At 69.1% G+C, this 23839-nt stretch carries 23 protein-coding genes and 4 tRNA genes; 9 read left to right on the forward strand and 18 right to left on the reverse strand.

Features of this window, described 5'->3' with window-relative positions; translation table 11 throughout:
- Positions 1-19 precede the first annotated feature (19 nt).
- The 9 genes from secF to pdxS all read right to left on the reverse strand — a co-directional run bounded on the left by secF (position 20) and on the right by pdxS (position 7907).
- Positions 20-1036, reverse strand: a complete 1017-nt coding sequence (gene secF, locus FPT20_RS08810; protein WP_158864478.1) for a protein translocase subunit SecF — start codon at positions 1034-1036, stop codon at positions 20-22.
- Positions 1036-2769: a protein translocase subunit SecD gene (gene secD / locus FPT20_RS08815; protein WP_158864479.1), complete on the reverse strand. Its 1734-nt coding sequence runs from the start codon at positions 2767-2769 to the stop codon at positions 1036-1038. Before secD ends, secF begins: the two co-directional genes overlap by 1 nt.
- A gap of 62 nt (positions 2770-2831) precedes the next feature.
- The gene (gene yajC, locus FPT20_RS08820; RefSeq protein ID WP_158864480.1) at positions 2832-3245 is read right to left on the reverse strand and encodes a preprotein translocase subunit YajC; all 414 of its coding nucleotides are present in this window, start codon (positions 3243-3245) and stop codon (positions 2832-2834) included.
- 52 nt (positions 3246-3297) lie between these two features.
- The gene (gene ruvB / locus FPT20_RS08825) at positions 3298-4344 is read right to left on the reverse strand and encodes a Holliday junction branch migration DNA helicase RuvB (protein ID WP_158864481.1); all 1047 of its coding nucleotides are present in this window, start codon (positions 4342-4344) and stop codon (positions 3298-3300) included.
- A complete protein-coding gene (gene ruvA, locus FPT20_RS08830; RefSeq protein ID WP_158864483.1) occupies positions 4341-4970 on the reverse strand; it encodes a Holliday junction branch migration protein RuvA in 630 nt (209 codons plus the stop codon). The genes ruvB and ruvA overlap by 4 nt, the downstream gene beginning before the upstream one ends.
- Positions 4967-5563 (reverse strand): crossover junction endodeoxyribonuclease RuvC, encoded by a 597-nt coding sequence (ruvC, locus tag FPT20_RS08835; RefSeq protein ID WP_199245995.1) that lies wholly within the window; start codon positions 5561-5563, stop codon positions 4967-4969. The genes ruvA and ruvC overlap by 4 nt, the downstream gene beginning before the upstream one ends.
- A 19-nt stretch (positions 5564-5582) precedes the next feature.
- Positions 5583-6347, reverse strand: coding sequence for a YebC/PmpR family DNA-binding transcriptional regulator (locus FPT20_RS08840; protein WP_158864487.1), 765 nt, complete (start codon positions 6345-6347; stop codon positions 5583-5585).
- Between the two features lie 34 nt (positions 6348-6381).
- Positions 6382-7011, reverse strand: coding sequence for a pyridoxal 5'-phosphate synthase glutaminase subunit PdxT (pdxT, locus tag FPT20_RS08845; RefSeq protein ID WP_233265453.1), 630 nt, complete (start codon positions 7009-7011; stop codon positions 6382-6384).
- A complete protein-coding gene (gene pdxS, locus FPT20_RS08850; RefSeq protein ID WP_158864489.1) occupies positions 7008-7907 on the reverse strand; it encodes a pyridoxal 5'-phosphate synthase lyase subunit PdxS in 900 nt (299 codons plus the stop codon). Before pdxS ends, pdxT begins: the two co-directional genes overlap by 4 nt.
- Before the next feature lie 85 nt (positions 7908-7992).
- Between pdxS and FPT20_RS08855 the strand changes: the two genes are divergently transcribed.
- Positions 7993-9309 carry an aminotransferase class I/II-fold pyridoxal phosphate-dependent enzyme gene (locus FPT20_RS08855; RefSeq protein ID WP_158864491.1) on the forward strand — a complete coding sequence of 439 codons (1317 nt, stop codon included), beginning with the start codon at positions 7993-7995 and terminating at the stop codon, positions 9307-9309.
- Positions 9310-9337: 28 nt separating this feature from the next.
- Positions 9338-10189: a pyridoxal kinase PdxY gene (pdxY, locus tag FPT20_RS08860; RefSeq protein WP_158864493.1), complete on the forward strand. Its 852-nt coding sequence runs from the start codon at positions 9338-9340 to the stop codon at positions 10187-10189.
- A 419-nt stretch (positions 10190-10608) separates the two neighbouring features.
- Here the strand turns inward: pdxY and FPT20_RS08865 are convergent, their stop codons facing one another.
- The gene (locus FPT20_RS08865; protein ID WP_158864495.1) at positions 10609-11220 is read right to left on the reverse strand and encodes an HIT family protein; all 612 of its coding nucleotides are present in this window, start codon (positions 11218-11220) and stop codon (positions 10609-10611) included.
- On the reverse strand, positions 11208-13130 hold the full coding sequence (thrS, locus tag FPT20_RS08870) for a threonine--tRNA ligase (protein WP_442786504.1): 1923 nt from the start codon (positions 13128-13130) through the stop codon (positions 11208-11210). Before thrS ends, FPT20_RS08865 begins: the two co-directional genes overlap by 13 nt.
- A gap of 230 nt (positions 13131-13360) precedes the next feature.
- On the opposite strand from thrS, the gene FPT20_RS08875 reads away from it, so the two are divergent.
- From FPT20_RS08875 to FPT20_RS08890, 4 genes are all read left to right on the forward strand, one after another.
- Entirely contained in the window at positions 13361-14824 is a 1464-nt protein-coding gene (locus FPT20_RS08875; protein WP_158864499.1) for a purine-cytosine permease family protein, read from the forward strand.
- A gap of 279 nt (positions 14825-15103) precedes the next feature.
- Positions 15104-15547, forward strand: a complete 444-nt coding sequence (locus FPT20_RS08880; RefSeq protein WP_158864501.1) for a GNAT family N-acetyltransferase — start codon at positions 15104-15106, stop codon at positions 15545-15547.
- Positions 15548-15886: 339 nt separating this feature from the next.
- Positions 15887-16120 carry a LysM peptidoglycan-binding domain-containing protein gene (locus FPT20_RS08885; RefSeq protein WP_158864503.1) on the forward strand — a complete coding sequence of 78 codons (234 nt, stop codon included), beginning with the start codon at positions 15887-15889 and terminating at the stop codon, positions 16118-16120.
- 390 nt (positions 16121-16510) lie between these two features.
- Positions 16511-17764 carry an FAD-dependent oxidoreductase gene (locus FPT20_RS08890; RefSeq protein WP_158864505.1) on the forward strand — a complete coding sequence of 418 codons (1254 nt, stop codon included), beginning with the start codon at positions 16511-16513 and terminating at the stop codon, positions 17762-17764.
- Positions 17765-17868: 104 nt separating this feature from the next.
- Here the strand turns inward: FPT20_RS08890 and FPT20_RS08895 are convergent, their stop codons facing one another.
- A complete protein-coding gene (locus FPT20_RS08895; protein ID WP_158864507.1) occupies positions 17869-18483 on the reverse strand; it encodes a TetR/AcrR family transcriptional regulator in 615 nt (204 codons plus the stop codon).
- A 57-nt stretch (positions 18484-18540) separates the two neighbouring features.
- Here FPT20_RS08895 and FPT20_RS08900 point away from each other — a divergent pair, with 57 nt between their 5' ends.
- Together FPT20_RS08900 and FPT20_RS08905 are read left to right on the forward strand one after the other, a co-directional pair.
- Positions 18541-19023, forward strand: a complete 483-nt coding sequence (locus FPT20_RS08900) for an SRPBCC family protein (RefSeq protein WP_199245729.1) — start codon at positions 18541-18543, stop codon at positions 19021-19023.
- 169 nt (positions 19024-19192) lie between these two features.
- Positions 19193-19750, forward strand: a complete 558-nt coding sequence (locus tag FPT20_RS08905) for a hypothetical protein (RefSeq protein WP_158864509.1) — start codon at positions 19193-19195, stop codon at positions 19748-19750.
- 89 nt (positions 19751-19839) lie between these two features.
- On the opposite strand, the gene FPT20_RS08910 is transcribed toward FPT20_RS08905, so the two are convergent.
- The 3 genes from FPT20_RS08910 to FPT20_RS08920 form a co-directional block, all read right to left on the reverse strand.
- A tRNA-Val gene (locus FPT20_RS08910) sits at positions 19840-19911 on the reverse strand.
- Between the two features lie 26 nt (positions 19912-19937).
- A tRNA-Cys gene (locus FPT20_RS08915) sits at positions 19938-20008 on the reverse strand.
- A 71-nt stretch (positions 20009-20079) separates the two neighbouring features.
- Positions 20080-20152, reverse strand: a tRNA-Gly gene (locus tag FPT20_RS08920).
- A 174-nt stretch (positions 20153-20326) separates the two neighbouring features.
- Between FPT20_RS08920 and FPT20_RS08925 the strand changes: the two genes are divergently transcribed.
- A tRNA-Val gene (locus FPT20_RS08925) sits at positions 20327-20399 on the forward strand.
- A gap of 205 nt (positions 20400-20604) precedes the next feature.
- Here FPT20_RS08925 and FPT20_RS17970 read toward each other — a convergent pair.
- From FPT20_RS17970 to FPT20_RS08940, 3 genes are all read right to left on the reverse strand, one after another.
- Positions 20605-20913: a type II toxin-antitoxin system PemK/MazF family toxin gene (locus FPT20_RS17970; RefSeq protein WP_233265454.1), complete on the reverse strand. Its 309-nt coding sequence runs from the start codon at positions 20911-20913 to the stop codon at positions 20605-20607.
- A 112-nt stretch (positions 20914-21025) separates the two neighbouring features.
- Positions 21026-22318 (reverse strand): ammonium transporter, encoded by a 1293-nt coding sequence (locus FPT20_RS08935; protein ID WP_158864511.1) that lies wholly within the window; start codon positions 22316-22318, stop codon positions 21026-21028.
- 188 nt (positions 22319-22506) lie between these two features.
- Positions 22507-23790 (reverse strand): ammonium transporter, encoded by a 1284-nt coding sequence (locus tag FPT20_RS08940; RefSeq protein ID WP_158864513.1) that lies wholly within the window; start codon positions 23788-23790, stop codon positions 22507-22509.
- Positions 23791-23839: the final 49 nt, after the last annotated feature.

Raw genomic sequence — 23839 nt, forward strand, 5'->3', positions numbered from 1 at the left:
CGGCCGGTCCCGCGTCCGCCTACTCGGCGGTCACGGCCTCCGGCTTCTGCACGGCGGCCTTGGGCCGGAGCGAGAGCACCTTCTGGTCGTGCTTGCGGATGGCGGCCTCACCCTCCCGGAACTGGGAGTACATCGGAGCCGCCAGGAAGATCGTCGAGTACGTGCCGACGATGATGCCGATCAGCAGGGCGAGAGAGATGTCGCGCAGCGTGGCCGCACCGAGCGCGTACGCCCCGATGAACAGGATGGAGGCGACGGGCAGCACGGCGACGACGGCGGTGTTGATCGACCGGACCAGCGTCTGGTTGACGGCGAGGTTCACGGCCTCCGGGAAGGTGCGGCGCGTGAGCTCGAGCTCCTCCCGGGTGTTCTCGCGGATCTTGTCGAACACCACGACGGTGTCGTAGAGCGAGTACCCGAGGATGGTGAGGAATCCGATCATCGTCGCCGGCGAGACCTCGAACCCGACGAGCGCGTAGATGCCCGCGGTGATGATGAGGTCGTGGAACAGCGAGACGATCGCCGCCGCCGACATCTTCCAGGTGCGGAAGTACAGTGCCATCGCGATGAACGCCAGCAGGAGGAACACCACGAGACCCTGGATCGACTGCTGGGTCACGTCCGCGCCCCACGAGGGGCCGATGAACGTCGAGGACACGTCGGACGACGAGACGCCGTAGGCCGAGGCGAGCGCGTCGCCGACGGACTTGGTCTGCGCCTCCGACAGCTGGTCCGTCTGGACCTGCACCGCATTGCTGCCCACGACGCTGACGTGCGAGACCGCATTCGGGACGACGCTCGTGACAGCGCCCTGCGCCTTGCCGGTGTCGGTGCTCGACACGTTGGTCACCTGGAACTGGGAACCGCCGCGGAACTCGATCGAGAAGTTGAACCCGCCCCGGACGATGGGGACCAGGATCGAGAGCGCGACCATGACGATCGCGATCGTGTACCAGATCTTCCGCTTGCCGACGAAGTCGAACGAGCGTGCGCCGGTGTAGAGGTCGTTACCGAACTTCGTGAGACGGCTGGCCATCAGGAGTCCTTCCCGTCGGAGGAGCGATCCGACGACGCGCTCGCGCCGGCCATCTCGGCGGCCTTGCGCTCGGCGATGGTCTGGCGGCGGACCGCCTCCTTGCCGCTCCGGGCCGCCTTGCCGGCGGGGACGGCCGCGGGGGTGGGAGCCCGGAAGCGCGCCGCGCCGCGATACACGGCGCCGAGCGCCTGCGGATCGAGACCGGACCACGGGCTGCCCGAGCTGAAGAAGCGCGTGCGTGCCAGGAGCTGGAGCGTCGGGTGGGTGAACAGCAGCACGACGATGACGTCGATGATCGTCGTGAGGCCGAGCGTGAAGGCGAAGCCGCGGACGTTCGCTGCCGCCAGCACGTAGAGCACGACCGCCGCGAGCAGGTTGGTGGCCTTGGAGGCGTAGATCGTGCGCCGCGCACGCGCCCAGCCCGCCTCGACGGCGGACTCCAGCCCTCGCCCGTCGCGCAACTCATCCCTGATCCGTTCGAAGTACACGATGAACGAGTCGGCCGTGAAGCCGATCGCGACGATCAGGCCGGCCACGCCCGCGAGCGACAGGCGGTAGTCGTAGTGCCATGACAGCAGCGAGATGGTCAGCCAGGTGAGGACACCCGCCACGACCAGCGAGAAGATCGTGACCAGACCGAGCAGGCGGTACTGGAAGAACGTGTAGATGGCGACGAGGATGAGGCCGATCAGGCCGGCGATCAGGCCGCTGAGGAGCTGCGACGTGCCCAGGGTGGCCGAGATGGTGTCCTGGCTCTGGACCTTGAAGCTGAACGGCAGCGCGCCGAACTTGAGCTGGTCGGCGAGGGCCTTCGCGCTCGCCTCGGTGAAGTTGCCGGTGATCTGCGGGCGGCCGTCGGTGATGGCGGCCTGCGTGGTGGGCGCCGAGATGACCTTGCCGTCGAGCACGATCGCGAACTGGTTCTGCGAGCCCTTCAGCGCGACGAGCCGGGTCGTCACATCGGCGAACTGCTTGGTGCCGGTGCCGTCGAAGATGATGTTGACGGCCCACTGGCCGGTCGTGACGCCCTGCGAGCTCTGCACGAGTCCCGCGTTGGCGTCCTTGATGTTCTGACCCTTGACCTCGACCGGACCGAGCAGGTACTTGGCGGTGCCGGCGTCGTCGCACGTGATGAGCGGCTTGTCGGTCGGCGCCGCGTTGGTGTTCTTGGCCGCGTCCGACTTGCACGAGAACGCGTCGAACTCCGCCTGCAGGGCGGGCGTCACCCAGGCCAGGTCGCTGCCGTTCGTGGGCTTGGTCGACGGCGTCGACGGGAGGCCGGGCGCCGGCGTCGGCGCGGGGGTCGACTTGCCGTCGGCGCCCACGACCTCGTTCGTCGGACCGCCGGAGATGAGCACGGGCCGGAAGTCTAGGCGCGCGCTCGACTTCACGCGGTCGAGCGTCGCCTGGTCCGGCTTACCGGGCAGCGACACGACGATGTTGCGCGAGCCCTCGGTGGAGATCTGCGCCTCGGAGACGCCCGAGGCGTCGATGCGCTGCCGGATGATCGAGACCGCCTGGTCGAGCTGCTGCTGCTGCACGCTCGCCCCGTTCTCCACCTGCGGAGCGAGGATGATCTGCGTGCCGCCTTCGAGGTCGAGGGCGAGCTTGGGCAGCCAGGTCGCGTTGCTGAACAGGACGCCGGCCGTGAGGGTGCCGAGGAGCACCACCACGATGACGCCGAGCCAGGTCAGCGAACGCCAGGCCTTCTTGACCGGAGTGGACTTTGCCACGAGGGACTCAGCTTTCTACGAGCGCGCGGGCGCGACAGGGCGCCTGAGCACAGGGGAACGGGTCAGTCGTCGCTCTTCGCGCCGGGCTTGGGCGAGGTCTCGTCGATCCGCTCGCCGTACTCGGGGTCGCCGTGGCGGATCGCGTGATCCTCGTTGAGCTCCGGGGCAGCCGGCGCGGCCTCGACCGCGGGCTCGGTGGACGTCTCGGCGACGGTCGGCTCGACGACGCGGGCGAGCACCTGACGGTGCACCTTGATGATGCTGCCCGGGCTCGTCTCGATCTCGGCGGTGTTGTCGTCCTCGTTGACGGACACCAGCGTGCCGTAGAGACCGAAGTTCGTCATGACCTCGGCGCCGGGGACCATCTTCGAGCGGGTCTCCTCCTGCTCCTTCCGGCGCTTCCGGCCGTTCCGCCACATGAAGAAGATGAGGGCCGCCAGGATGACGACCATCACAATGGTCAACGGATCAATCATGAAGTCTTGGAACCTTCCGGAGGGAGCTTGACGGGCCGAACGGCCTGTTGGATTATATGTCATCCAACAGGGACGGAGGCTGTGAGCCGGCCACCTGGGGGCTGTGCATCCCGAAGTGCCTCCAGGCCGCGGAGGTCGCGACCCGGCCGCGCGGCGTCCGCGTGAGCAGGCCGATCCGGACGAGGAACGGCTCCACGACCGACTCGATGGTCTCCGCCTCCTCGCCGACCGAGACCGCGAGGGTGTTGAGCCCGACCGGGCCGCCGCCGAAGCGCTCGAGGATCGCGTGCAGGACCGCGCGATCGAGGCGGTCGAGGCCGAGCGCGTCGACGTCGTACAGCTCGAGCGCGGCGCGAACCGCGTCGACGTCGGCGGCGCCGCCGTGGACCAGCGCGTAATCGCGCACTCGGCGGAGGAGACGGTTGGCGATGCGCGGGGTTCCGCGGCAGCGGCCGGCGATCTCGGCCAGCGCCTCCCGGTCGACGTCGAACTCGAGCATCGCCGCCGCCCGGGTCAGGACCTGGGTCAGCTCGCTCTCGTCGTAGAACTCCAGGTGCGCGGTGAAGCCGAACCGGTCGCGCAGCGGGTTCGGGAGGAGTCCCGAGCGCGTCGTCGCCCCGACCAGCGTGAACGGGGCCAGGTCGAGCGGGATGGAGGTGGCGCCCGCGCCCTTCCCGACCATGATGTCGATCCGGAAGTCCTCCATGGCGAGGTACAGCATCTCCTCCGCGGAGCGCGCCATGCGGTGGATCTCGTCGATGAAAAGCACCTCGCCGGGCGTCAGGGACGACAGCAGCGCCGCGAGATCGCCGGCGTGCTGGATCGCCGGGCCGCTCGACATGCGGAGGGCTCGTCCGCTCTCGTGAGCGACGATCATCGCCAGAGTCGTCTTGCCGAGACCGGGAGGACCGGAGAGGAGGATGTGGTCGGCCGTGCGGTCCTGCATCCGGGCGGCGGTCAGGAGGAGCTGCAGCTGACCGCGCACCTTCGCCTGCCCGACGAACTCCGACAGCGTGCGCGGGCGGAGTGCGCCCTCGAAGGCGAGCTCCGACTCGGACTCCAGCTCGGGAGCGGTGAGATCTTCGCCGGCGGCGCTCATCGGGCCGCCCCCTGCGCAGCCGGCCCGAGTCGCGCGAGCGTCAGCCGGAGGAGCGCCTGAACGGTGTCGCGGGAGCTCTCGTCGGTCTCGGCCACGACATCGGCCAGCGCCTCGGCGGCCACCTTCTCGGGCCAGCCGAGCCCGACGAGGGCGACGAGCACACTGTCGGGCACCGAGGAGCGGCCGCCTGTGGCCTTCTGCGCGCGAGCCGGCGAGCGGCGCGCGGTCGCGGCGAGCTTGCCCGCCAGCTGCACGACGATGAGCTTCGCCGTCTTCGGCCCGATGCCGGAGACCTTGCGGAACGGTGCGTCGTCGTCGGCGCCCACGGCCTCGGCGATCTGATCCGGGCTCAGGACCGACAGCACCCCGAGAGCCGACTTGGGGCCCACCCCGGAGACACCGGTGAGGAGCTCGAAGACCTGAAGCTGCTCGGCATCGGCGAAGCCGTAGAGCTGGAGGGAGTCCTCCCGGACGATCAACGAGGTGTGGAGGAACGCCTCATCTCCGACTCGGAGGGAGAGCACATGGTCGGGCGTCAGCTGGACGGCGAAGCCGACCCCGCCGACCTCGATCACGGCGGTGCCGCCGATCGCCGAGAGGACGGTGCCGCGCAGGGAGGAGATCACCGGCCTAGCCTACGGGGCGCCCCCGACGTCCGGCTGGAGCGCTCGGCGGCGCGCCACGCGGCCTGGGCGGGGGTCAGCGAGACGGGGCCGTCCGCGGCCTCCGGCCCCGGGGCGCCGGGCGGGGCCCCCCTCCACGCGTGGCAGATGGCGATCGCGAGAGCGTCGGCGGCGTCCGCGGGCTTGGGCGCCTCGGCCAGGCCGAGGATGCGCGCGACCATCGCCTGCACCTGCCTCTTGTCGGCCGAGCCGTACCCCGTGATGGCGGCCTTGACCTCGCTCGGCGTATGCAGGGCGACGCCGATCCCGCGGCGCGCGGCCGCGTGAAGCGCGACCCCGCTGACCTGCGCAACGCCCATCACCGTTCGCAGATTGTGCTGCGCGAACACGCGCTCGATGGCGACAGCGGAGGGACGGTGCTCGTCGAGCAGCTCGTCGATGCCGGTGCCGACGGCCAGGAGGCGCTGCTCGAGCGGCATCGACGGGGGCGTCCGGATGACCGTGACCGCGACGAGCACCGCGCGGCGGTCGGGGCGGACGTCGACGACTCCGACGCCGCAGCGCGTGAGACCCGGGTCGATGCCGAGCACCCGGATCGTCATGGCCGGTCGCCCGTTACTCGTCGTCTTCGTCGAGCTGCGCCTGGACCTCGGGAGAGATGTCGAGATTGGTGTAGACGTTCTGGACGTCGTCGGAGTCCTCGAGAGCGTCGATGAGCCGGAACACCTTGCGAGCGACTTCGGCGTCCGCCTCCACGTTGACGGTGGCGACGAACTCGGCGTCGGCCGAGTCGTAGTCGATGCCGGCCTCCTGCAGCGCGGTGCGCGCGGCCACGAGGTCGCTGGCCTCGGTCAGCACCTCGAAGCTCTCGCCACGGTCGGTGACCTCCTCGGCGCCGGCGTCGAGCACGGCCGCGAGGACGGTGTCCTCGTCGACGCCGTCGGCGTGGGGAACCACGATGACGCCCTTGCGGTGGAAGTTGTAGGCGACGCTCCCGGGGTCTGCCATCGTGCCGCCGTTGCGCGTCATCGCCGTTCGGACCTCGGCGGCGGCGCGGTTCTTGTTCTCGGTGAGGCACTCGATCAGGAGGGCGACGCCGCCCGGGCCGTAGCCCTCATACATGATGGTCGTGTAGTCGATCGACTCACCGGTCAGGCCGGCGCCGCGCTTGATGGCGCGGTCGATGTTGTCGTTCGGGACCGACGTCTTCTTGGCCTTCTGCACCGCGTCGACGAGCGTGGGGTTGCCCGACAGATCGGCGCCGCCCGTCTTGGCCGCCACCTCGATGTTTTTGATCAGCTTCGCGAACGACTTCGCGCGGCGCGCGTCGATGACGGCCTTCTTGTGCTTGGTCGTGGCCCACTTGGAATGCCCGGACACTGGTACTCCCTCGAGTTACGTCGTGAAAACTTGTCTATTGTACGCGCGCGGCCTCGCGGACCTTGGACAGGAAGTACTCGTGGAACCGGGTGTCGCCCGTGATCTCGGGGTGGAACGAGGTGCCCACGAGGTTGCCCTGCTCGACGGCGACCACCCGGCCGTGGACCGTGGCGAGCGGCGTGGCCCGCTCCCCCACCCGCTCCACGATCGGCGCCCGGATGAAGACGGCGTGGACCGGCGCGTCGCCGACGGCGGGGATGTCGAGGTCGGTCTCGAAGGAGTCGACCTGCGAGCCGAAGGCGTTCCTTCTGACCTCGACGTCGAGGCCGCCCAGCGTCTGCTGGCCGGCGATGCCGTCGAGAACCGTGTCCGCCAGCATGATGAGGCCGGCGCACGTGCCGTAGACCGGCAGGCCACCCGCGATCGCCTCGCGCAGCGGGGCCGCCAGGCCGAAAGCCCGCGAGAGCTTGTCCATCACGCTCGACTCGCCGCCCGGGATCACGAGACCGTCGATCTCGTCGAGTTCCCCGGGGCGGCGCACCGGCACGGCCTCGGCGCCGAGCCCGATCAGGACCGCGAGGTGCTCACGGAAGTCGCCCTGGAGGGCCAGCACGCCGACTCTCGGCGCCCGGCCCTCCACGACGGCGGCGTCGTGCCCGCTCACCAACCGCGCTCGGCGAGGCGGTGCGGCGCCGGGAGATCGGCGACGTTGATGCCGACCATGGCCTCGCCCAGCCCGCGCGACACCTCGGCGATGACGGACGGGTCGTCGTAGAAGGTGGTCGCCTTGACGATCGCGGCCGCGCGCTGCTCCGGGTTGCCGGACTTGAAGATGCCCGAGCCGACGAAGACGCCGTCGGCGCCCAGCTGCATCATCATCGCGGCGTCGGCCGGCGTGGCCACACCGCCCGCCGTGAAGAGGACGACCGGGAGCTTGCCGGTCTCGGCGACCTCGGCGACGAGCTCGTACGGCGCCTGCAGCTCCTTCGCGGCGACGTACAGCTCGTCCTTCGTCATGGAGCTGAGCGTGTTGATCTCGGAGGTGATCTTGCGGATGTGCTTCGTCGCCTCCGACACGTCGCCGGTACCGGCCTCGCCCTTCGAGCGGATCATCGCCGCGCCCTCGTTGATGCGGCGGAGCGCCTCACCGAGGTTCGTCGCACCGCACACGAACGGCACGGTGAACCGCCACTTGTCGATGTGGTTCACGTAGTCGGCGGGCGAGAGCACCTCGGACTCGTCGATGTAGTCGACGTCGAGGGCCTGCAGCACCTGGGCCTCGACGAAGTGGCCGATGCGCGCCTTCGCCATGACCGGGATGGAGACCTCGGCGATGATCGCCTCGATCAGGTCGGGGTCGCTCATCCGGGCGACGCCGCCCTGTGCGCGGATGTCCGCGGGCACGCGCTCGAGCGCCATCACGGCGACCGCGCCGGCGTCCTCGGCGATGCGGGCCTGCTCGGGTGTGACGACGTCCATGATGACGCCGCCCTTCAGCATCTCGGCCAGGCCCCGCTTGACCCGGCTCGAGCCGGTGGTGCCCTGTCCTGAATCCGTCATCGTCGTCCCTCTCGTCTGAACAGAAGTCTGTTTTGGCCTATGCCGAAGATAGCACCTCCCCGGATGGTCGCTAGACTCGGCCTCGATGGACCAGCCGAGCATCACGGGAACCACCGCTTCAGAGATCGCCGCGAGCGTGCGGGCGCTGCGGGAGCGCGGCGAGCTGACCCCGGGTGACGCCCTTCCGCCGGTCCGCGAGCTCGCCGTCCGGCTCGGCGTGAACCGGAACACCGCCGTGGCGGCGTACCGGCTGCTCTCCCAGGCGGGGCTCGTCATCGCCCGCGGCCGCGCCGGCACCGTCGTGGCGGGGAGGGAGACGGTCGCGCAGGAGGGGTTCTCCGCCGGCACCGTGCTGCGCGACATCGGCACGGGCAACCCGGACCCGCGACGCATCCCCGACCTCTCCCCCGCCCTGGCGCACGCGATCGGGCGCCCCGTGCTCTACGGAGAGCCGGTGATCGACCCCGCCCTCGAGGAGCGGGCGCTGAGCTGGGTCGGCGATGACCTCCCCGCTCGGCAGGTGCGGATCACCGTCACGAACGGCGCCGTCGACGCGGTCGAGCGACTCCTCGCGCAGGCGCTGCTCCGCGACGACGCGGTCGCGCTGGAGGACCCGTGCTTCCTGGCCAGCATCCACACCGTCCGCCTGGGCGGCTACCGCGCCGTCCCGGTTCCGGTGGACGCGGAAGGGATGACCGTCGACGGCCTGCGTGCCGCCCTCGACGCGGGCGTCCGCGCGATCATCTGCACGCCGCGTGCGCAGAACCCGACCGGCGCGTCGCTGTCGCCCGCGCGCGCCGCTGCGCTGCGCGCGCTGCTGGCCGACCACCCCTACGTTCTCATCATCGAGGACGACCACTTCTCCATGCTGTCGCGGCGCGGCTACGAGACGCTCATCGGCCCGGCCCACCGCCGCTTCGCACTGGTGCGGTCGGTGTCGAAGTCGCTCGGTCCGGACATGTGCCTCGCCGTCGCGGCCACCGATCCGGAGACGGCCGACCGCCTGGCGTTCCGGCTGAGCCCCGGAACGACGTGGGTGAGCCACATCCTGCAGCGGCTGGTGCTGGCGCAGCTGTCCGACGAGGCGGTGCTCGGCGAGGTGGAGGCGGCGGGCCGGCACTACGCCGAGCGGAACGCCTCCTTCGCGGCGCGGCTGACGAGCCTCGGGCTGCCGACCGAGCCGCGCGACGGGCTCAACCTCTGGGTCGAGCTCCCGGTGGAGGCGCGGCTCGTCGCCGACCGGCTCATGCGCCGCGGGTGGCTGGCCCGCACCGGCGACGAGTTTGTCCTCGGCGAGCACCGGTCCCCCTCCCGGCACCTCCGGCTGACCGTCCACGATCTCTCCGCGGAGGAGAGCGAGCGGCTCCTCGACGATCTCGCCGCGGCCGCCCTGGGCGGGTGATCCGGCCGCGGAATGAGAGGATCGAGGGATGAAGATCCTCTCGATCCAGTCCGCGGTCGCCTACGGTCACGTCGGCAACTCCGCCGCCGTCTTCCCGCTTCAGCGCATCGGCGTCGAGGTCCTGCCGGTCTACACGGTGAACTTCTCGAATCACACCGGGTACGGGGCCTGGCGCGGCCCGCTGATCGCGCCCGACGACGTGCGGGAGGTCATCACCGGCATCGAGGAGCGCGGGGTGCTCGGCGACATCGATGCCGTCCTGTCGGGCTACCAGGGCAGCGAGGGGATCGGCGACGTCATCGTCGAGGCCGTGGAGCGGGTGAAGGCGGCCAACCCGGACGCCGTCTACGCGTGCGACCCGGTGATGGGGAACGCGAAGTCGGGGTGCTTCGTGGCTCCCGCCATCCCGGTGCTCCTGCGCGAGCGGGTCGTCCCGATCGCCGACATCATCACGCCGAACCAGTTCGAGCTCGGCTTCCTCACCGAGACCTCGCCGGACACGCTCGAGTCGACCCTCGCGTCGGCCGACGCAGCGCGGGCGATGGGCCCGCGGACGGTCCTCGTCACGAGCGTCGAGCGCCCGGACGCGCCCGCCGACACCATCGAGATGCTGGCGGTCGACGACGCGGGCGCCTGGATCGTGCGGACACCGCGCCTCCCCATGAAGGCCAACGGCTCGGGGGATGTGACCGCGGCGCTCTTCACCGCCCACTACCTGGCCGACGGACAGGCCGAGTCCGCGCTCCGGAAGACCGTGTCGAGCGTGTGGGACCTCCTGGCGCGCACGCTCGAATCGGGCGAGCGCGAGCTGCAGCTCGTCGAATCGCAGGAGTTCTACGCCGCCCCGCGCGAGCAGTTCGCGGTCACGCAGGTGCGCTGACGCGGGAACCGTCGCTGCCGGGCTGCCGCGCTGTCGCGCCTCCGGCGCCTTGGGCGCTGCCGCGCCTCCCGCGCCTCCCGCGCCTCCCGCTCCTCCCGCGCCTCCCGCGTCTCCCTCCTCCTCGGCACATTCGTGCCGAATGTCGCCGTTGCGCCCGTCTTGGCCCACATTCAGCACGAATCTCGCGTCGATGTCCCTCGTCCCGCGCTGACGCGTCCAGACATTCGTGCCGAATGTTGCGCTCGCGCCCCGCTTCGTCGACATTCGGCACGAATCTCGTTCCCGTGAATCGGCGAGATTCGGCACGAATGTTGTGCTCGAGGCGGGGTTACGCCACATTCAGCACGAATGTCGCCCCGGGCGCGGCAGCACCACGGCGCGGCAGCACCACGGCGCGGCAGCACCACGGCGCGGCAGCGCTAAGCGGGGCGCGGCCAGGCTCCGGCGATGGAGGCGCGCACGTCGCCGAGAAGCTGCGGCAGCGCCTTCGTCTTGGCGATGATCGGGAGGAAGTTCGCGTCCTGGTTCCACCGGGGCACGATGTGCTGGTGGAGGTGCGCCGCGATCCCGGCTCCGGCGACCGCGCCCTGGTTCATGCCGATGTTGAAGCCGTCGTTGTTCGACACCTCCCGGATCACGCGCATCGCGGTCTGGGTGATCGAACCGATCTCGGCCACCTCCTCGGGCGTCGCCTCGTCGTAGGTGGCGATGTGGCGGTACGGGCAGACGAGCACGTGACCGCTGTTGTACGGGAAGAGGTTGAGCAGCGCGTAGGCGAGCTCGCCGCGGTGCACGATGAGGGCGTCCTCGTCGCTCAGGCTCGGTGCGACGCAGAACGGGCAGTCGTGCTTCGGGATCTGCTTGTCGGCCTCGATGTACACCATCCGGTGCGGTGTCCACAGGCGCTGGAACTCGTCCGGCACACCGACCAGGTACGACGGGTCGTCGACCCGCACGCCGGCCCCGGGCCCGTCGCCGTCGGCGCGGTGCCCGGGGTCGCCGTCGTAGCTGTCGAGGCTCAGGCGGGCCATGCCGTGTCGACGAGCTCGTGGCTGCGGATGCTCTCGACGATCCGCTCGATGGCCTCGTCGACGGTCACGCCGTTGCGCTGCGTCCCGTCGCGGAAGCGGAAGCTGACCGTTCCGGCAGAGGCGTCCTCCTCGCCGACGATGAGCTGGAACGGCACCTTCGCCTTCGTGTGGGTGCGGATCTTCTTCTGCATGCGGTCGCCCGAGTGGTCGACCTCGGCCCGGACACCCCGCGCGCGGAGGCGCGAGATCACGTCGTCGAGGAAGGTCCCGTACGCGTCGGCGACGGGGATGCCGACCACCTGGACGGGCGACAGCCACACCGGGAAGGCTCCGGCGTAGTGCTCGAGAAGGATAGCGAAGAACCGCTCGATCGACCCGAGCAGCGCCCGGTGGATCATGGCCGGCTGCTTGCGCGTGCCGTCGGCGGCGTTGTACTCGAGCTCGAACAGCTCCGGCTGGTTGAAGTCGAGCTGGACGGTCGAGAGCTGCCACGTGCGCCCGATCGCGTCGCGCGCCTGCACGGAGATCTTCGGACCGTAGAAGGCCGCGCCTCCCGGGTCGTCGACGAGCTCGAGGCCCGACTCGACGGCGACCTCGCGGAGGGTCTCGGTCGCGGTCTCCCAGCTCTCGTCGCTGCCGACGTACTTGTCGGGGTCCTTGGTGGAGAGCTCGAGGTAGAAGTCGGTCAGTCCGTAGCCGCGGAGGGTCTCGAGCACGAACTCGAGCTGACGGGCGACCTCGTCCCTGATCTGGTCGTCGGTCACGTAGATGTGGGCGTCGTCCTGCGTCAGCCCGCGCACACGGGTGAGGCCGGACAGCGTGCCCGACTTCTCGTACCGGTACACGGTGCCGAACTCGGCGAGGCGGAGCGGGAGCTCCCGGTAGCTGCGCCCGCGCGCGCGGAAGATCAGGTTGTGCATCGGGCAGTTCATCGGCTTGAGGTAGTAGTCCTGCCCCTGCCGGGTGATGTTGCCGTCGGCGTCGCGCTCCTCGTCGAGGTGCATGGGCGGGAACATGCCGTCCTTGTACCAGTTGAGGTGCTGACTGATCTCGTACAGGTGCGCCTTGGTGATGTGCGGCGTGTTCACCATCTCGTACCCGTTGGCGATGAGGCGCTCGCGCATGTAGTCCTCGATCTCCTTGCGGATGATCCCGCCCTTCGGGTGGAACACCGCGAGACCGGACCCGATCTCGTCCGGGAAGCTGAACAGGTCGAGCTCTGCGCCGAGCTTCCGGTGGTCGCGCTTGGCCGCCTCCTCCATGCGCACCTGATAGGCGCGGAGCTCGTCCTTCGTGGGCCACGCGGTGCCGTAGATGCGCTGCAGCTGCGGGTTCTTCTCGGAGCCGCGCCAATATGCGGCGGCGACGCGGGTGAGCGCCCAGCCGTTGCCGATCATGCGGGTGTTCGGGAGGTGCGGACCGCGGCAGAGGTCCTTCCACACCGTCTCGCCGGTCTTGGGGTCGACGTTGTCGTAGATCGTCAACTCGCCGGAGCTGACCTCGACGCTCTCATTGTCGCCTCCGTCGGATGCGGCGCCCTTGAGGCCGATGAGCTCGAGCTTGTACGGCTCGCCGGCCAGCTCGGCGCGGGCCTCGTCGTCGGTGACGACGCGGCGGACGAAGCGCTGGCCCGCGCGCACGATGCGCGCCATCTCCTTGTCGAGCACCTTCAGGTCTTCCGGCGTGAAGGCTTCGGCGACGTCGAAGTCGTAGTAGAAGCCGTCGGCGATCGGCGGACCGATGCCGAGCTTCGCCTCCGGGTTCACCGCTTGCACGGCCTGCGCGAGGACGTGGGCGGTGGAGTGGCGGAGGATGTTCAGCCCGTCGGGCGAGTCGATGGTGACCGGCTCGACGACGTCGGCGGTGGTGACGGTCGTCGCGAGGTCCTTCAGCTCGCCGTTGACGCGCATGGCGACAACGGAACGGTCGGTGAAGAGCTCGAAGCCGTCGGGCACCTGTCCACTCCTTGAGTCGTGACGGAAAAGGGATGGCTCAACTCTAGTCGGCGCGACGCCGGATGCCCGCCGCAGCGCGGGTCCACGACACTGTGGAGGGGCGCGAACCGCTGAGTCCCGAGCGGCGCTACGATTCCCGCACGGGTGCGCCTCGCGCACCGCCTCGTCCGAGCGAAGGAGCACCGATGAGCACCTCAGCCGCCACTCCGTCCCGCGGGCTCGAAGTCCGCTCCATCGACTACGTCCCGCTCTCCGAGCGCCACGGCAAGGTCTCGCACATCGGTCCGCTCTGGTTCATGAGCAACGCGCAGATCGCGACCCTTGCCACCGGGCTCATCAGCATCACGAGCGGCGGGAACCTGATCTGGTCGTTCATCGCGATCGTCCTCGGTATCCTCATCGGCACCTTCTTCATGGCCGCGCACTCGTCCCAGGGACCGCAGCTCGGCCTCCCACAGATGATCCAGTCGCGCCCCCAGTTCGGCTACGTGGGTGCTCTGCTCGTCTGGCTGTTCGCGTACATCCAGTACGCCGGTTTCAACATCTTCAACTCGGTGCTCGCTGGCGAGGCCGTCGGCGGCGCGATCAGCAAGGAACAGTCGACGAACCCGCTGTGGATCTGGGTCGTCACGATCGTCGCGGTCGTCATCGCGCTCGTCGGATACGACCTCATCCACACGTTCGAGCGCTATCTGATGTACGTGACGGTGGCGATGCTGATCCTGCTGACGATCTCGGCGATCGTGCACCTGCACATCCCGGCGTCGCAGTTCGACCTCTCCCACTTCAACGCGGTGGCGTTCTTCGGCCAGCTGGGTGTCGCCGCCGGCTACCAGATCTCGTGGGCGATCTATGTCTCGGACTACTCGCGGTACCTGCCGCCGACGACCTCCGCCAACAGAACCTTCCAGTGGACGTTCTGGGGCAGCGCGCTCGGCGGCATCTGGGTGATGTTCCTCGGCTCCTGGGTCGCCGTCTCAGCGAAGGACATCGGCACGAACACCGTCGAGGACCTCAAGCACGTGGCGGATCTGCTTTTTCCCGGCTTCGGCATCATCGCCCTGATCATCGCGGCCCTCGGCCTGGTGTCCGTCACCGCGCTGAACATGTACGGCGGGTCGCTCACGCTCATCTCGTCGATCGACAGCTTCGTGAAGGTGCGGCCCACGCTCACCATCCGGGTCATCACCCTCGCGGTGACGGCGGCGATCTCACTCGTTTTCGCGCTGTACGCGACCGAGAACTTCCTCGGCGACTTCAACGCATTCCTGTTGCTGATCCTCTACCTGTTCATCCCCTGGACGGCAGTGAACCTCACCGACTTCTTCATCGTCCGCAAGGGCCACTACGCGGTCGCCGAGATCTTCGAACCGAACGGCATCTACAAGCGCTGGGGATGGCCCGGAATCAGCGCCTACCTGCTCGGGTTCGTCGTCATGATCCCCTTCTTCGACGTCGCGGGCTTCTACGAGGGCCCGGTGTCCAAGGCTCTGGGCGGTGTCGACATCTCGCTCTTCATCGGGCTCCCGGTCGCTGCGGTCGCGTACTGGCTGATGACGCGGAACATCGACGTCGCCGCAGAGCAGGAGCTCGCCCGCAAGCAGGCGCGCGAGATCGAGGAGGCCGCGGCGCTGCACGAGCTGCCCTGACCCGCCCTGAGCCGCACTGCGGCCGCCAGATCATCTGACCCTCGCTCGACGGTCCCGCTCCCGAGCTCGCGTCCGGCGCGAGTCGAATCGCGGGTGGAAGCCACGCACCCATCACGGTATTGGGCATCGGCGAGCTGCCGAAGGTGCCAGAGCTGGTTGACAGGAGCGTAGGGAGTGTGATCGGGATCCTTCGGGACCTGCGTCCACAAATAACCAACGCGCGCAGTTGCGGTAGCCGTGTTCGGCGATCCGTCCGCATCCGGCCGTTACGCTGCAGCAATGACCGACAAGATCCGCGTCCACGTAGCCGACTCGCTCACCGATGACGACCTCGCCGCCATTGAGCGGCTCCTCCCGCAACTGTCGTCGACGGCGAGGTTCGACCGGGGCCGTGTCGAGTCGATGCTCAAGCACGACGGGACCGACCTCATCGTCGCCCGCGAGGGCGGCCGGATCGTCGGTATGACGACGCTTGCGTCGTTCCCGCTGCCGACCGGCGTCCGCGGCCATCTCGACGACGTCGTCGTGGACCGGGAGTTCCGCGGCCAAGGGATCGCACGGCTGCTGCTCGAGGCAGTGATCGACCTTGCACGGAAGCGAGGGCTGCGGACACTGGATCTCACGTCGCGACCTAGCCGCGCGTCCGCCATCCGGCTGTACGAGTCCGTCGGGTTCGAGCGACGAGATTCAATGCTGTTGCGGTACTCCGGCGAGCTGGCGTAGCCGAGCCCTACACTGACAACATCGCGCGAACGGGGGACAATGTCGCGGGCAATTTCGTGTGCAACGGCCACGGCGCTTCTCATTCTGCTCGCCCTGACAGCGTGTACCGGCACCGCCCACACCCCGATCTCCGTCCACAAGGTGATCCACCCGGCGTCGCCGACCGCGACGCCGCCCTTCACACCGACCGCAACACCCACGCCCGTCCCTACAGTTGCTGCGTGCCACGGCTGGGGATTCTGGGAACGCGACTACGAGAGCGAAGCGCAGCAGCCCGTGGACTGCGGTCCTATCCAGTACGCCACCGGAACGGTCCGTGTAGATGGCAAGGGTGTGCCGGTGGCGTACACCGTCGCACCCGGCGACATCTGGGAGTTCATCGCCAAGCGCTTCGATGTCGGCACGGCTTATCTGACCGCGATCAACGCGGTGCGGCGCGAGGACGTGACGCAGGTCTATGTCGGCGACACGATCAACCTCGACCCGGCGACGATCACGAGCGTCGGTGATGAGAACGGTGTCGTCTACCACCACCTCGACCGACTGCCCGATCCGCACGTGCCTCAGCAGTGAGAACGCAGCCGCACTCCGAGGCTGGAGGGCGGCTCGACTTCGCCGAGACCCTTAACCGGCTTTCACGCAGAGGATGTGATTTCCCGCGCGTTCACCCGGACCTGGCAGACTTCGCCGGACCGGCAGGAGACCGCTCCGGGGCGGAGCGTTCTGCTGATGGCCGACTCGTGATGGAGGCGGCACAGGCGTGACCGCCGGACCGAGCCGCTAGGGGGTGTGCCGCGGCGGTCACGTCCGCTACACACCGGCTTGCCTGTCGCCTGGCCGCGAATCGCCCGGACGACGAGACTCCCACTTCTCGGGAGACCATTCGGCGGAGGCTGGATCACGCGAGGGAGAACGATCCCGACACGCTGGGGCGCTCGGATGATGTGCTCCTACACTCGGCTCATGCAGACGCATGACGTGGTCGTGATCGGTGCCGGGTTGGCGGGCCTGCGGTGCGCTGTGGAACTAGCGGCCCGCGGCCGCGACGTGGTCGTGCTCGAGGCCGCGGATCGCGTCGGTGGGCGCCAACGAACCGACCGCGTCGACGGCTTCGCCCTTGACCGCGGGTTCCATGTCTTGAACACCGCGTATCCGGCCGTTCGCGCCGCAGTAGACGTCGACAGCCTCTCCGTCGCGGTGTTCCCGACCGCTGTCCGGGTGCGCCGCACGGACGGCTCGATGGCCGCGCTCGCGCATCCGCTCCGGCATCCCCGTCTACTCCCTGCCACGATCGCAAGCGGTCTTGTGACACCGCGTGACCTCGTGGGACTCGTCCGGTGGCTGGGGCCGATCGCCCTGCGGCCGCGCGCTGCGGTAGCTCGCCCCGACCGCACCATCGGCGAGGGCTGGGACGCCGCGGGCCTCACCGGAGCGCTGCGCACCGAGGTGCTGTCCCCCTTCTTCTCCGGAGTCCTCGCCGACTCGTCGGAATCGACGTCCGATACTTACGTGCGTCTGCTCGCCCGGTCATTCCTCCCCGCAGCTGCAGGACTGCCTCGAGAGGGCATCGCGGCGCTCCCGATCGCGCTCGCCTCGCGCGCACGCGCGGCGGGAGCCGACATCCGGCTCGGCCGCGCGGTGAGCCGGCTGCGGCGACGAGACGGTCACTGGGAGGTGGACGCCCACGGCGAAGGAGCTCTGCACGCGCGCGACGTCGTCGTGGCGGTGGGCGCGGAGGCGCTCGTGGGGCTCGTGAACGTGCGCGCCCCCTCCACCCGGGGATTGCAGACCTGGTGGTTCGCGACAGAGGAAGCCCCGGCGTCCGCGCTGCTGACGGTTGACGGCACTCGCGAAGGCCCGATCGTCAACGCACTGGCTGTCTCCGCCACGATCCCGGAGGCGGCACCCCGAGGCCGCCACCTGGTGCAGACCACCTGCCTGTGGGCACGCGACAGCGTGGCGAGCGAGGGCGACGTGCGCGCCCACCTCCTGCAGTTGTACGGGCCAGCGTCGGCGTCGTGGCAACTCCTCCGTCGCGATGACATCCCGCACGCTCTCCCCGCGCTGCCCCCGCCTCTGCGGCGCTCCTCCCCGGCTCGCATCGGTCCCGGACTGCATGTCGCGGGCGATCACCGCGAGTCACCGTCGATCCAGGGTGCGCTTCACTCGGGCCTGCGGGCGGCGAGATCAGTGCTGGCCGAGCCGCCGCGGGGTTGACGTGCCGACAGTCGACGGGCACGCCGCATGCGCGGTTTCACTCTTCTGACAGAGATGTCCGCGATTTCGAGCGGGCCAGCGGATGCCCTGGCATCATGATCGATTCACGCGCCCTGCTGTGTTCCCGTGAGTAACTCGCTGGTCATGATCCGCGCTGCGCGCCTCGCGGCGGCGATGATGGCATCGTCGGGCGCGTCCGTGGACGCCGCCGCTTGCACAGCGACGTTGATCGACAGCAGTGCCATGCGGAGCATCACGACAGCCTCAGCGGTGCGCGTCGGAAGAAGTTCACTCAGGAACTCTGCGATTTGAGACAAGCCGGCGCCGACGCGGGTCTCCTCGGGCCCGGCCAAGCCGGTCAGCAGACGAGGATTCGCGGCAAGGAATCGAATGCCCTGCAACTTCTCTTCGGTGAACGAATCCACCCAGCGCGCTACCGCGTCCGCCAGCAGATGAGGCGATGCTGGCTGCTCCCTGATCCAGGCAAGCAGTTCTTCTGCCTCGTTCCCGCGTTGGTCGAGGAGAGACTGCAAGATCGCCTCCTTGCCGTCGAAGTAGTAGTACAGCGACGCCTTATTGATACCCAGCTCATCCGCGATCTGCCGGAGCGACGTCGCCTCATATCCCTGCTCCGTGAACAGCCGCAAAGCCACCTGCTGCGCCGCCAGACGAGTCCGCGACCCGCGACCGCGCGCCCCGATCTGCTGTGTCTCGTTCATGGAGCCATTCTACCTACCAGCAGGTAGACAATCTACCAACCGGTAGGTACTCTACCGATGGCCGATGAAAGGGAGACCATGAGCGAGTACACCGTCATCCGCGACTACCCATACCCGACCGACGAAGTCTGGGCCGTTCTGACCGAGCCGGAGCAGGTCGCTCGATGGACCACGACCGGGCAGGGAGGACGAACCGAAGGCTTCGCGGCCGTTCCGGGCACGAAGTTCCGGTTCGTGGGAAAGCCGACCGTGGGCTGGGCGGGAGTGGTCTACTGCGAGGTGTTAGCCGTCGATGCCCCGCACTCCCTGCACTACACCTGGAAGGGCGACGAAGCCACCGGCGACCTCACCGACGTCACGTACCTCCTCGAAGAAACACGAGAGGGCACGAGGTTTACCTGGCATCACACCGGGTTCACCGGCGTCGGAGGCTTCGTGATGTCGAAGCTGCTCGCCAACGTGCGCAGGAAGATGCTCACCGACGGCGTGCCTCCCGTGCTGGAGACTTACCACCGGGCGCAAAAGCGACCGACGCGCTGAATGAAGCCCGCCACATGTCGGATTTGGGGCGACGCTCGGCGGGACATTCGCGCTATTGAACCCACCATCGGGCGGTCCAGTCCCACGTAGTCCGGTCCCGGGCGTCGATGCCACACTCTCTTCGACGGCGCACACGTACATGGAGGCGGCGAAGCGCAACGACTGCGGCATGACCCGCGCGCTTACGACATCTCACACGACGGCCTGGTGCGACGGCTCTAGGCTGCTTTCGTACACGTTCATTGGACGCTCCGGCGACGATGGCGTGGTTGTCCTCATCGGCGCGATTTCGCTAGCGGGCTGCGCCGCGTCCCCGGTCGCGGCCAAACCCAAGATCGATTCGCCGAGCGCGACTCCGACGCATCCCCCTGTGCTCTCAGACCCGCGCGATCGGATCGGTGAGAGCTGTGCCGTGCTCGCTATGGTTCAGACAGAGCTCGAAAACGCCTCCATGCAGCACGACAAGGGCACCCTCTCGGATGCTCAATTCGCTGCGATCGTCAACACCGCGCCTACGACGCTGAAGGCGCTGAGCATGCTTGCAACCCACGGGCTGGAGAGCCAGGTCGGCGGGCTCCTCGAGGACACGACAATCACGCCTCCAGTTGTGGAAGGAGCGGCGTTCAACCCGCACGGCGAGCCGTTCCAGCGCGACATGCTCCAGGCTGTCGCAGCCTGCAGCCAGAACGGAACGCCAATCGGCGTCCTTGAGGAGGGCAACGGTTAGTAGCGAGTTAGGCCGCGTTGTTGGCCCGGACGAGCGATCACAACATGCCGCAATGGAAAAACCCCCGGTCTCCCGGGGCTTTCTCTCTGTGGGCGATACTGGGATCGAACCAGTGACCTCTTCCGTGTCAGGGAAGCGCGCTACCGCTGCGCCAATCGCCCGAGCCTGATCGCGATGATCAGGATCGAGGTGGATACGGGATTCGAACCCGTGTATACGGCTTTGCAGGCCGCTGCCTCGCCTCTCGGCCAATCCACCGAACGCCACAACACGGATGCGTACCGTACCGTATTCGAGAAGCCCGGATCCGAAGATACCGGGCCCACTCGAGCGGATGACGAGACTCGAACTCGCGACCCTCACCTTGGCAAGGTGATGCGCTACCAACTGCGCTACATCCGCATTTCGCGCTGCAGTTCCCTGCGGCACTTGAACGACTTTAGCCGAAAGGATCGGCGATCACAAAACCGAACGGCGCATCCGGGTGTGTCGGCGCGCCTCCCCCTCACGATGTGCATTGGGCCCCTCCCGTCGGCTAGTATCGGAAGCCGCGGCCCGGTCTCCGGTCCGCAGGATGGGCGATTGGCGCAGTTGGTAGCGCGCTTCCTTCACACGGAAGAGGTCATCAGTTCGAGTCTGGTATCGCCCACCGCAGCCGGCCCCGGGTCTCCCGGGGCCTTTCCCTTTCCCCGGCGGTCGCCGAGTGCGCTTCGTCGGGACGTCTGCGGTTGCGCGCGCAGCCGCAGACGTCCCACAGCGACGCACTCGCGCACCGCACCGCACCGCACCGCACCGCCGCACTCGCAAGCGAACCTCGCTCGCCGACGCACGTCCTTCCACGGCGCCCACACGCATCACCGCCACCCGTACCGGGCCGCCAGCGCCTCCCGAACGACCGCGAACCGGCGTGCGTCGAGCGCCGCCGCCTCCCGGCGCATGCCGCTCTGCTGCACTCGGTAGACCCGGTCGAGGCGCACGAAGCTTGGCCGCGTCCTCCCGTCCCAGTCGCCCGAACCGATCGGCAGGTACTCGGGACGTCCCGGGTGCTCCTGACTCGTCAGCGCGACGGCGATCACGGAGCCGGCCGGTTCGGCGGCGACGACGAGAACGGGCCTGTCCTTGCCGCGGCCGTCGCCCTCTTCGTACGGGACCCACGTCCACACGATCTCCCCCGGATCCGCGTTCCCCCCGCGCCGCGGGCTGTACGACGTCCGGAGCCGACCCAGCCGACGCGGGTCGACCTGGACGGTCGCCCAGGTCCCGGAGCGCCCGGGCTCAACGAGGCCGGTCGGCCGCTGTCCGCCCCTGCGCCCGGGTCCCGGTCCGGCGACCCCGCGGCTGCGTCCGCGCCGGGGTGCCGGACGGAACAGGGCCGTCAGTGCTTGCAGGAATCCTCGAGCGCTCACCACGTCCGGAACGATAGCGGACACCGGTCAGCCCCACGGTGAACCGCAGCGCGAGAGCGAGCAGCGACGAGACGACGAAGGCGTAGAGCAGCACGGCGGTACCGGCGGTCCCCTGCGCGACGAACAGATCGAAGTTGCCGCTGTCGACCATGCCTCCTCCAGCGGCGAACAGGCCGATGTAGAGCAGCCCGACGAAACTGGCCGCGACGGTGATCACGCAGATCGTGAGCGCGGGACCGAATCGGGCGCGCGCCGCGAGGTCCACGAGCGTCGCACAGGCGAGGGCCGCGAGGGCGCCGAGGAGGAGCGACCAGCCCAGGGTGAGGACCCCCGAGGCCGGGGTGATCGCGACGAGACCCGAGAAGGCGCCGCAGAAGGCGCTGGCGACCGTCGGCCGCCGGAGGAGCACACGATCCACGAGCATCCACATGAGGGCGCCGCCCGCGGAGGCCAGGAACGCGTTGATGGCGATGAGCGGCGTGTACCGGTCCATCGCGCCCTCGGAGCCCACCACCAGCCCCAGCCAGCCGACCCACAGCAGGGCCCCGCCCACCGCCACGAGCGGGAGGCTGCGGATGCCTCCCGGCGCATGCTCGCCGCGCCCGCACGCCAGGACGACCCCGGCGGCCGACGCACCGGCCGCGATGACGGGAAGGGCGCCTCCGACGTCGACGACGCCGAGGACATCGACCGCCCAGCCGTCCGCCAGCGCGAACACGGCGTATGCGACGGGGAACAGCACGAGCACGCACCACAGTGCGACGAACAGCATCAGTGCGCGCAGAGTCAAGCGGGAGGCGAGGATGACGGCCACCACGGCCGCGACGAGCACACAGGCGGCGATGACATAGCCGGCGCGAGCTGCCGCGTAGGGATCGGCCGAGAGCGGGTGGAGGCCCGCAACGGTGGAGAGACCGGGGTCGGGCCGGCCGACGAGGTGCGGGATCAGTGGCGCGCCCGCGGCCATGCCGTAGCCGCCCAGCATGGCCAGCACGATCGTGACCGCCCCGCTCGCGAGGACAGCCCGGAACGACCGCCCGGCAGACTCCCGCCCGGCGAGGCCGCCCACGAACAGCGCGAGACCCAGGGCGGCGAGGATCGTCAGGGCGCCGCAGATGAACAGCAGCAGCGCGTCCATCTGGCTACCCGTCGCCGCACTCATGGCGCCTCCCCGCTCCGTCGCCCGGGCCGTCCGGCCGCCTGGGAGCCCGGAAGCCCGGGCCGTCGGATGCAAGCATCGCACGTGCCGGGCCCGCCACCCGGTTGCGACAGGAGGCGCGGCCGCCGCACGACGGGAGGGGCGCCGCCGCGGCGACGCCCCTCCCGGGAACCGTTGGACCGACCGACCGGTCAGACCGTCTCGAGCGAGTAGCCCTCCTCGCCGTGCACGACGGTGTCGACACCGGCCAGCTCGTCCTCGTTCTTGATGCGGAAGCCCATCGTCTTCTGGATGACCCAGCCGATGGCGTACGCCAGGACGAAGGAGTAGATCAGGACCGAGAAGGCGCCGATCGCCTGGACGCCGAGCTGCTGGAAGCTGCCGCCGTAGAGCAGGCTGGAGAACGCGCTCGTCGGCTCGCCCTTGCTGTTGTAGACGTGGGTGAAACCGAAGATGCCGATCCAGAGCGTGCCGATGATGCCGCCGACGAGGTGGATGCCGACCACGTCGAGCGAGTCGTCGAAGCCGAGCTTGAACTTGAGGTCGATGGCGAGGGCGCACACCGCACCGGCGACGAGGCCGAGGAGGATCGCGAAGCCGGGGGTCAGGATGTTACAGGCCGGCGTGATGGCGACGAGACCCGCGACCGCACCCGATGCGGCACCGATGGAGGTCGGCTTGCCGTCCTTGATCTTCTCGACGATCAGCCAGCCGATCGTCGCCGCGGCCGGGGCAGCGAGGGTGTTGATCCAGGCGATCGCCGCGACGCCGTCCACCGCGGCCTCGGAGCCGGCGTTGAATCCGAACCAGCCGAACCAGAGCAGGGCTGCGCCGAGGAGCGTCAGCGGCACGTTGTGCGGCTTCGACATGCCCTTCTGGAAGCCGACGCGCTTGCCGAGGACGAGGGCGAGAGCGAGGCCCGCGGCACCGGCGTTGATGTGCACCGCCGTGCCACCCGCGAAGTCGTTCACGTGGAGGACGGCCGGAGCCCAGCCGTCGGCGAGGTTGAACACCCAGTACGCGACCGGGAAGTAGACGATCGTCGCCCAGATCCCTGCGAAGACCATCCACGCGCCGAACTTGGCCCGGTCGGCGATGGCGCCCGAGATCAGGGCGACGGTGATGATGGCGAAGGTGGCCTGGAAGCCGGCGAAGGCGAGGCCGCCCAGATCCGGCGTGATCCCGTCCTTGCCCATGAGGCTCGAGAGGAACCAGTCTGGGGTTCCGAGCCAGTGCGGGATGGACGGCTTGCCGAAGGACAGGCCGTAGCCGTAGACGACCCAGAGGACGCCGATGAGCGCCATCGCGCCGAAGCTCATCATCATCATGGAGATGACGCTCTTCGCTCGGACCATGCCGCCGTAGAAGAAGGCGACGCCGGGAGTCATGAGAAGGACGAGGGCTGCGGCGACGAGGAGCCACAGGGCGTTGACCGTCCCTGTCGGCGCGTAGTCCGCTGCTGTGTGGAGCACCATGCGAATTGTCTACCTCTCTGTGCGGTCCCGGCTCCGGTGGCGACGACCG

This window comes from Leifsonia sp. AG29, assembly GCF_009765225.1.
Lineage (GTDB): Bacteria > Actinomycetota > Actinomycetes > Actinomycetales > Microbacteriaceae > Leifsonia.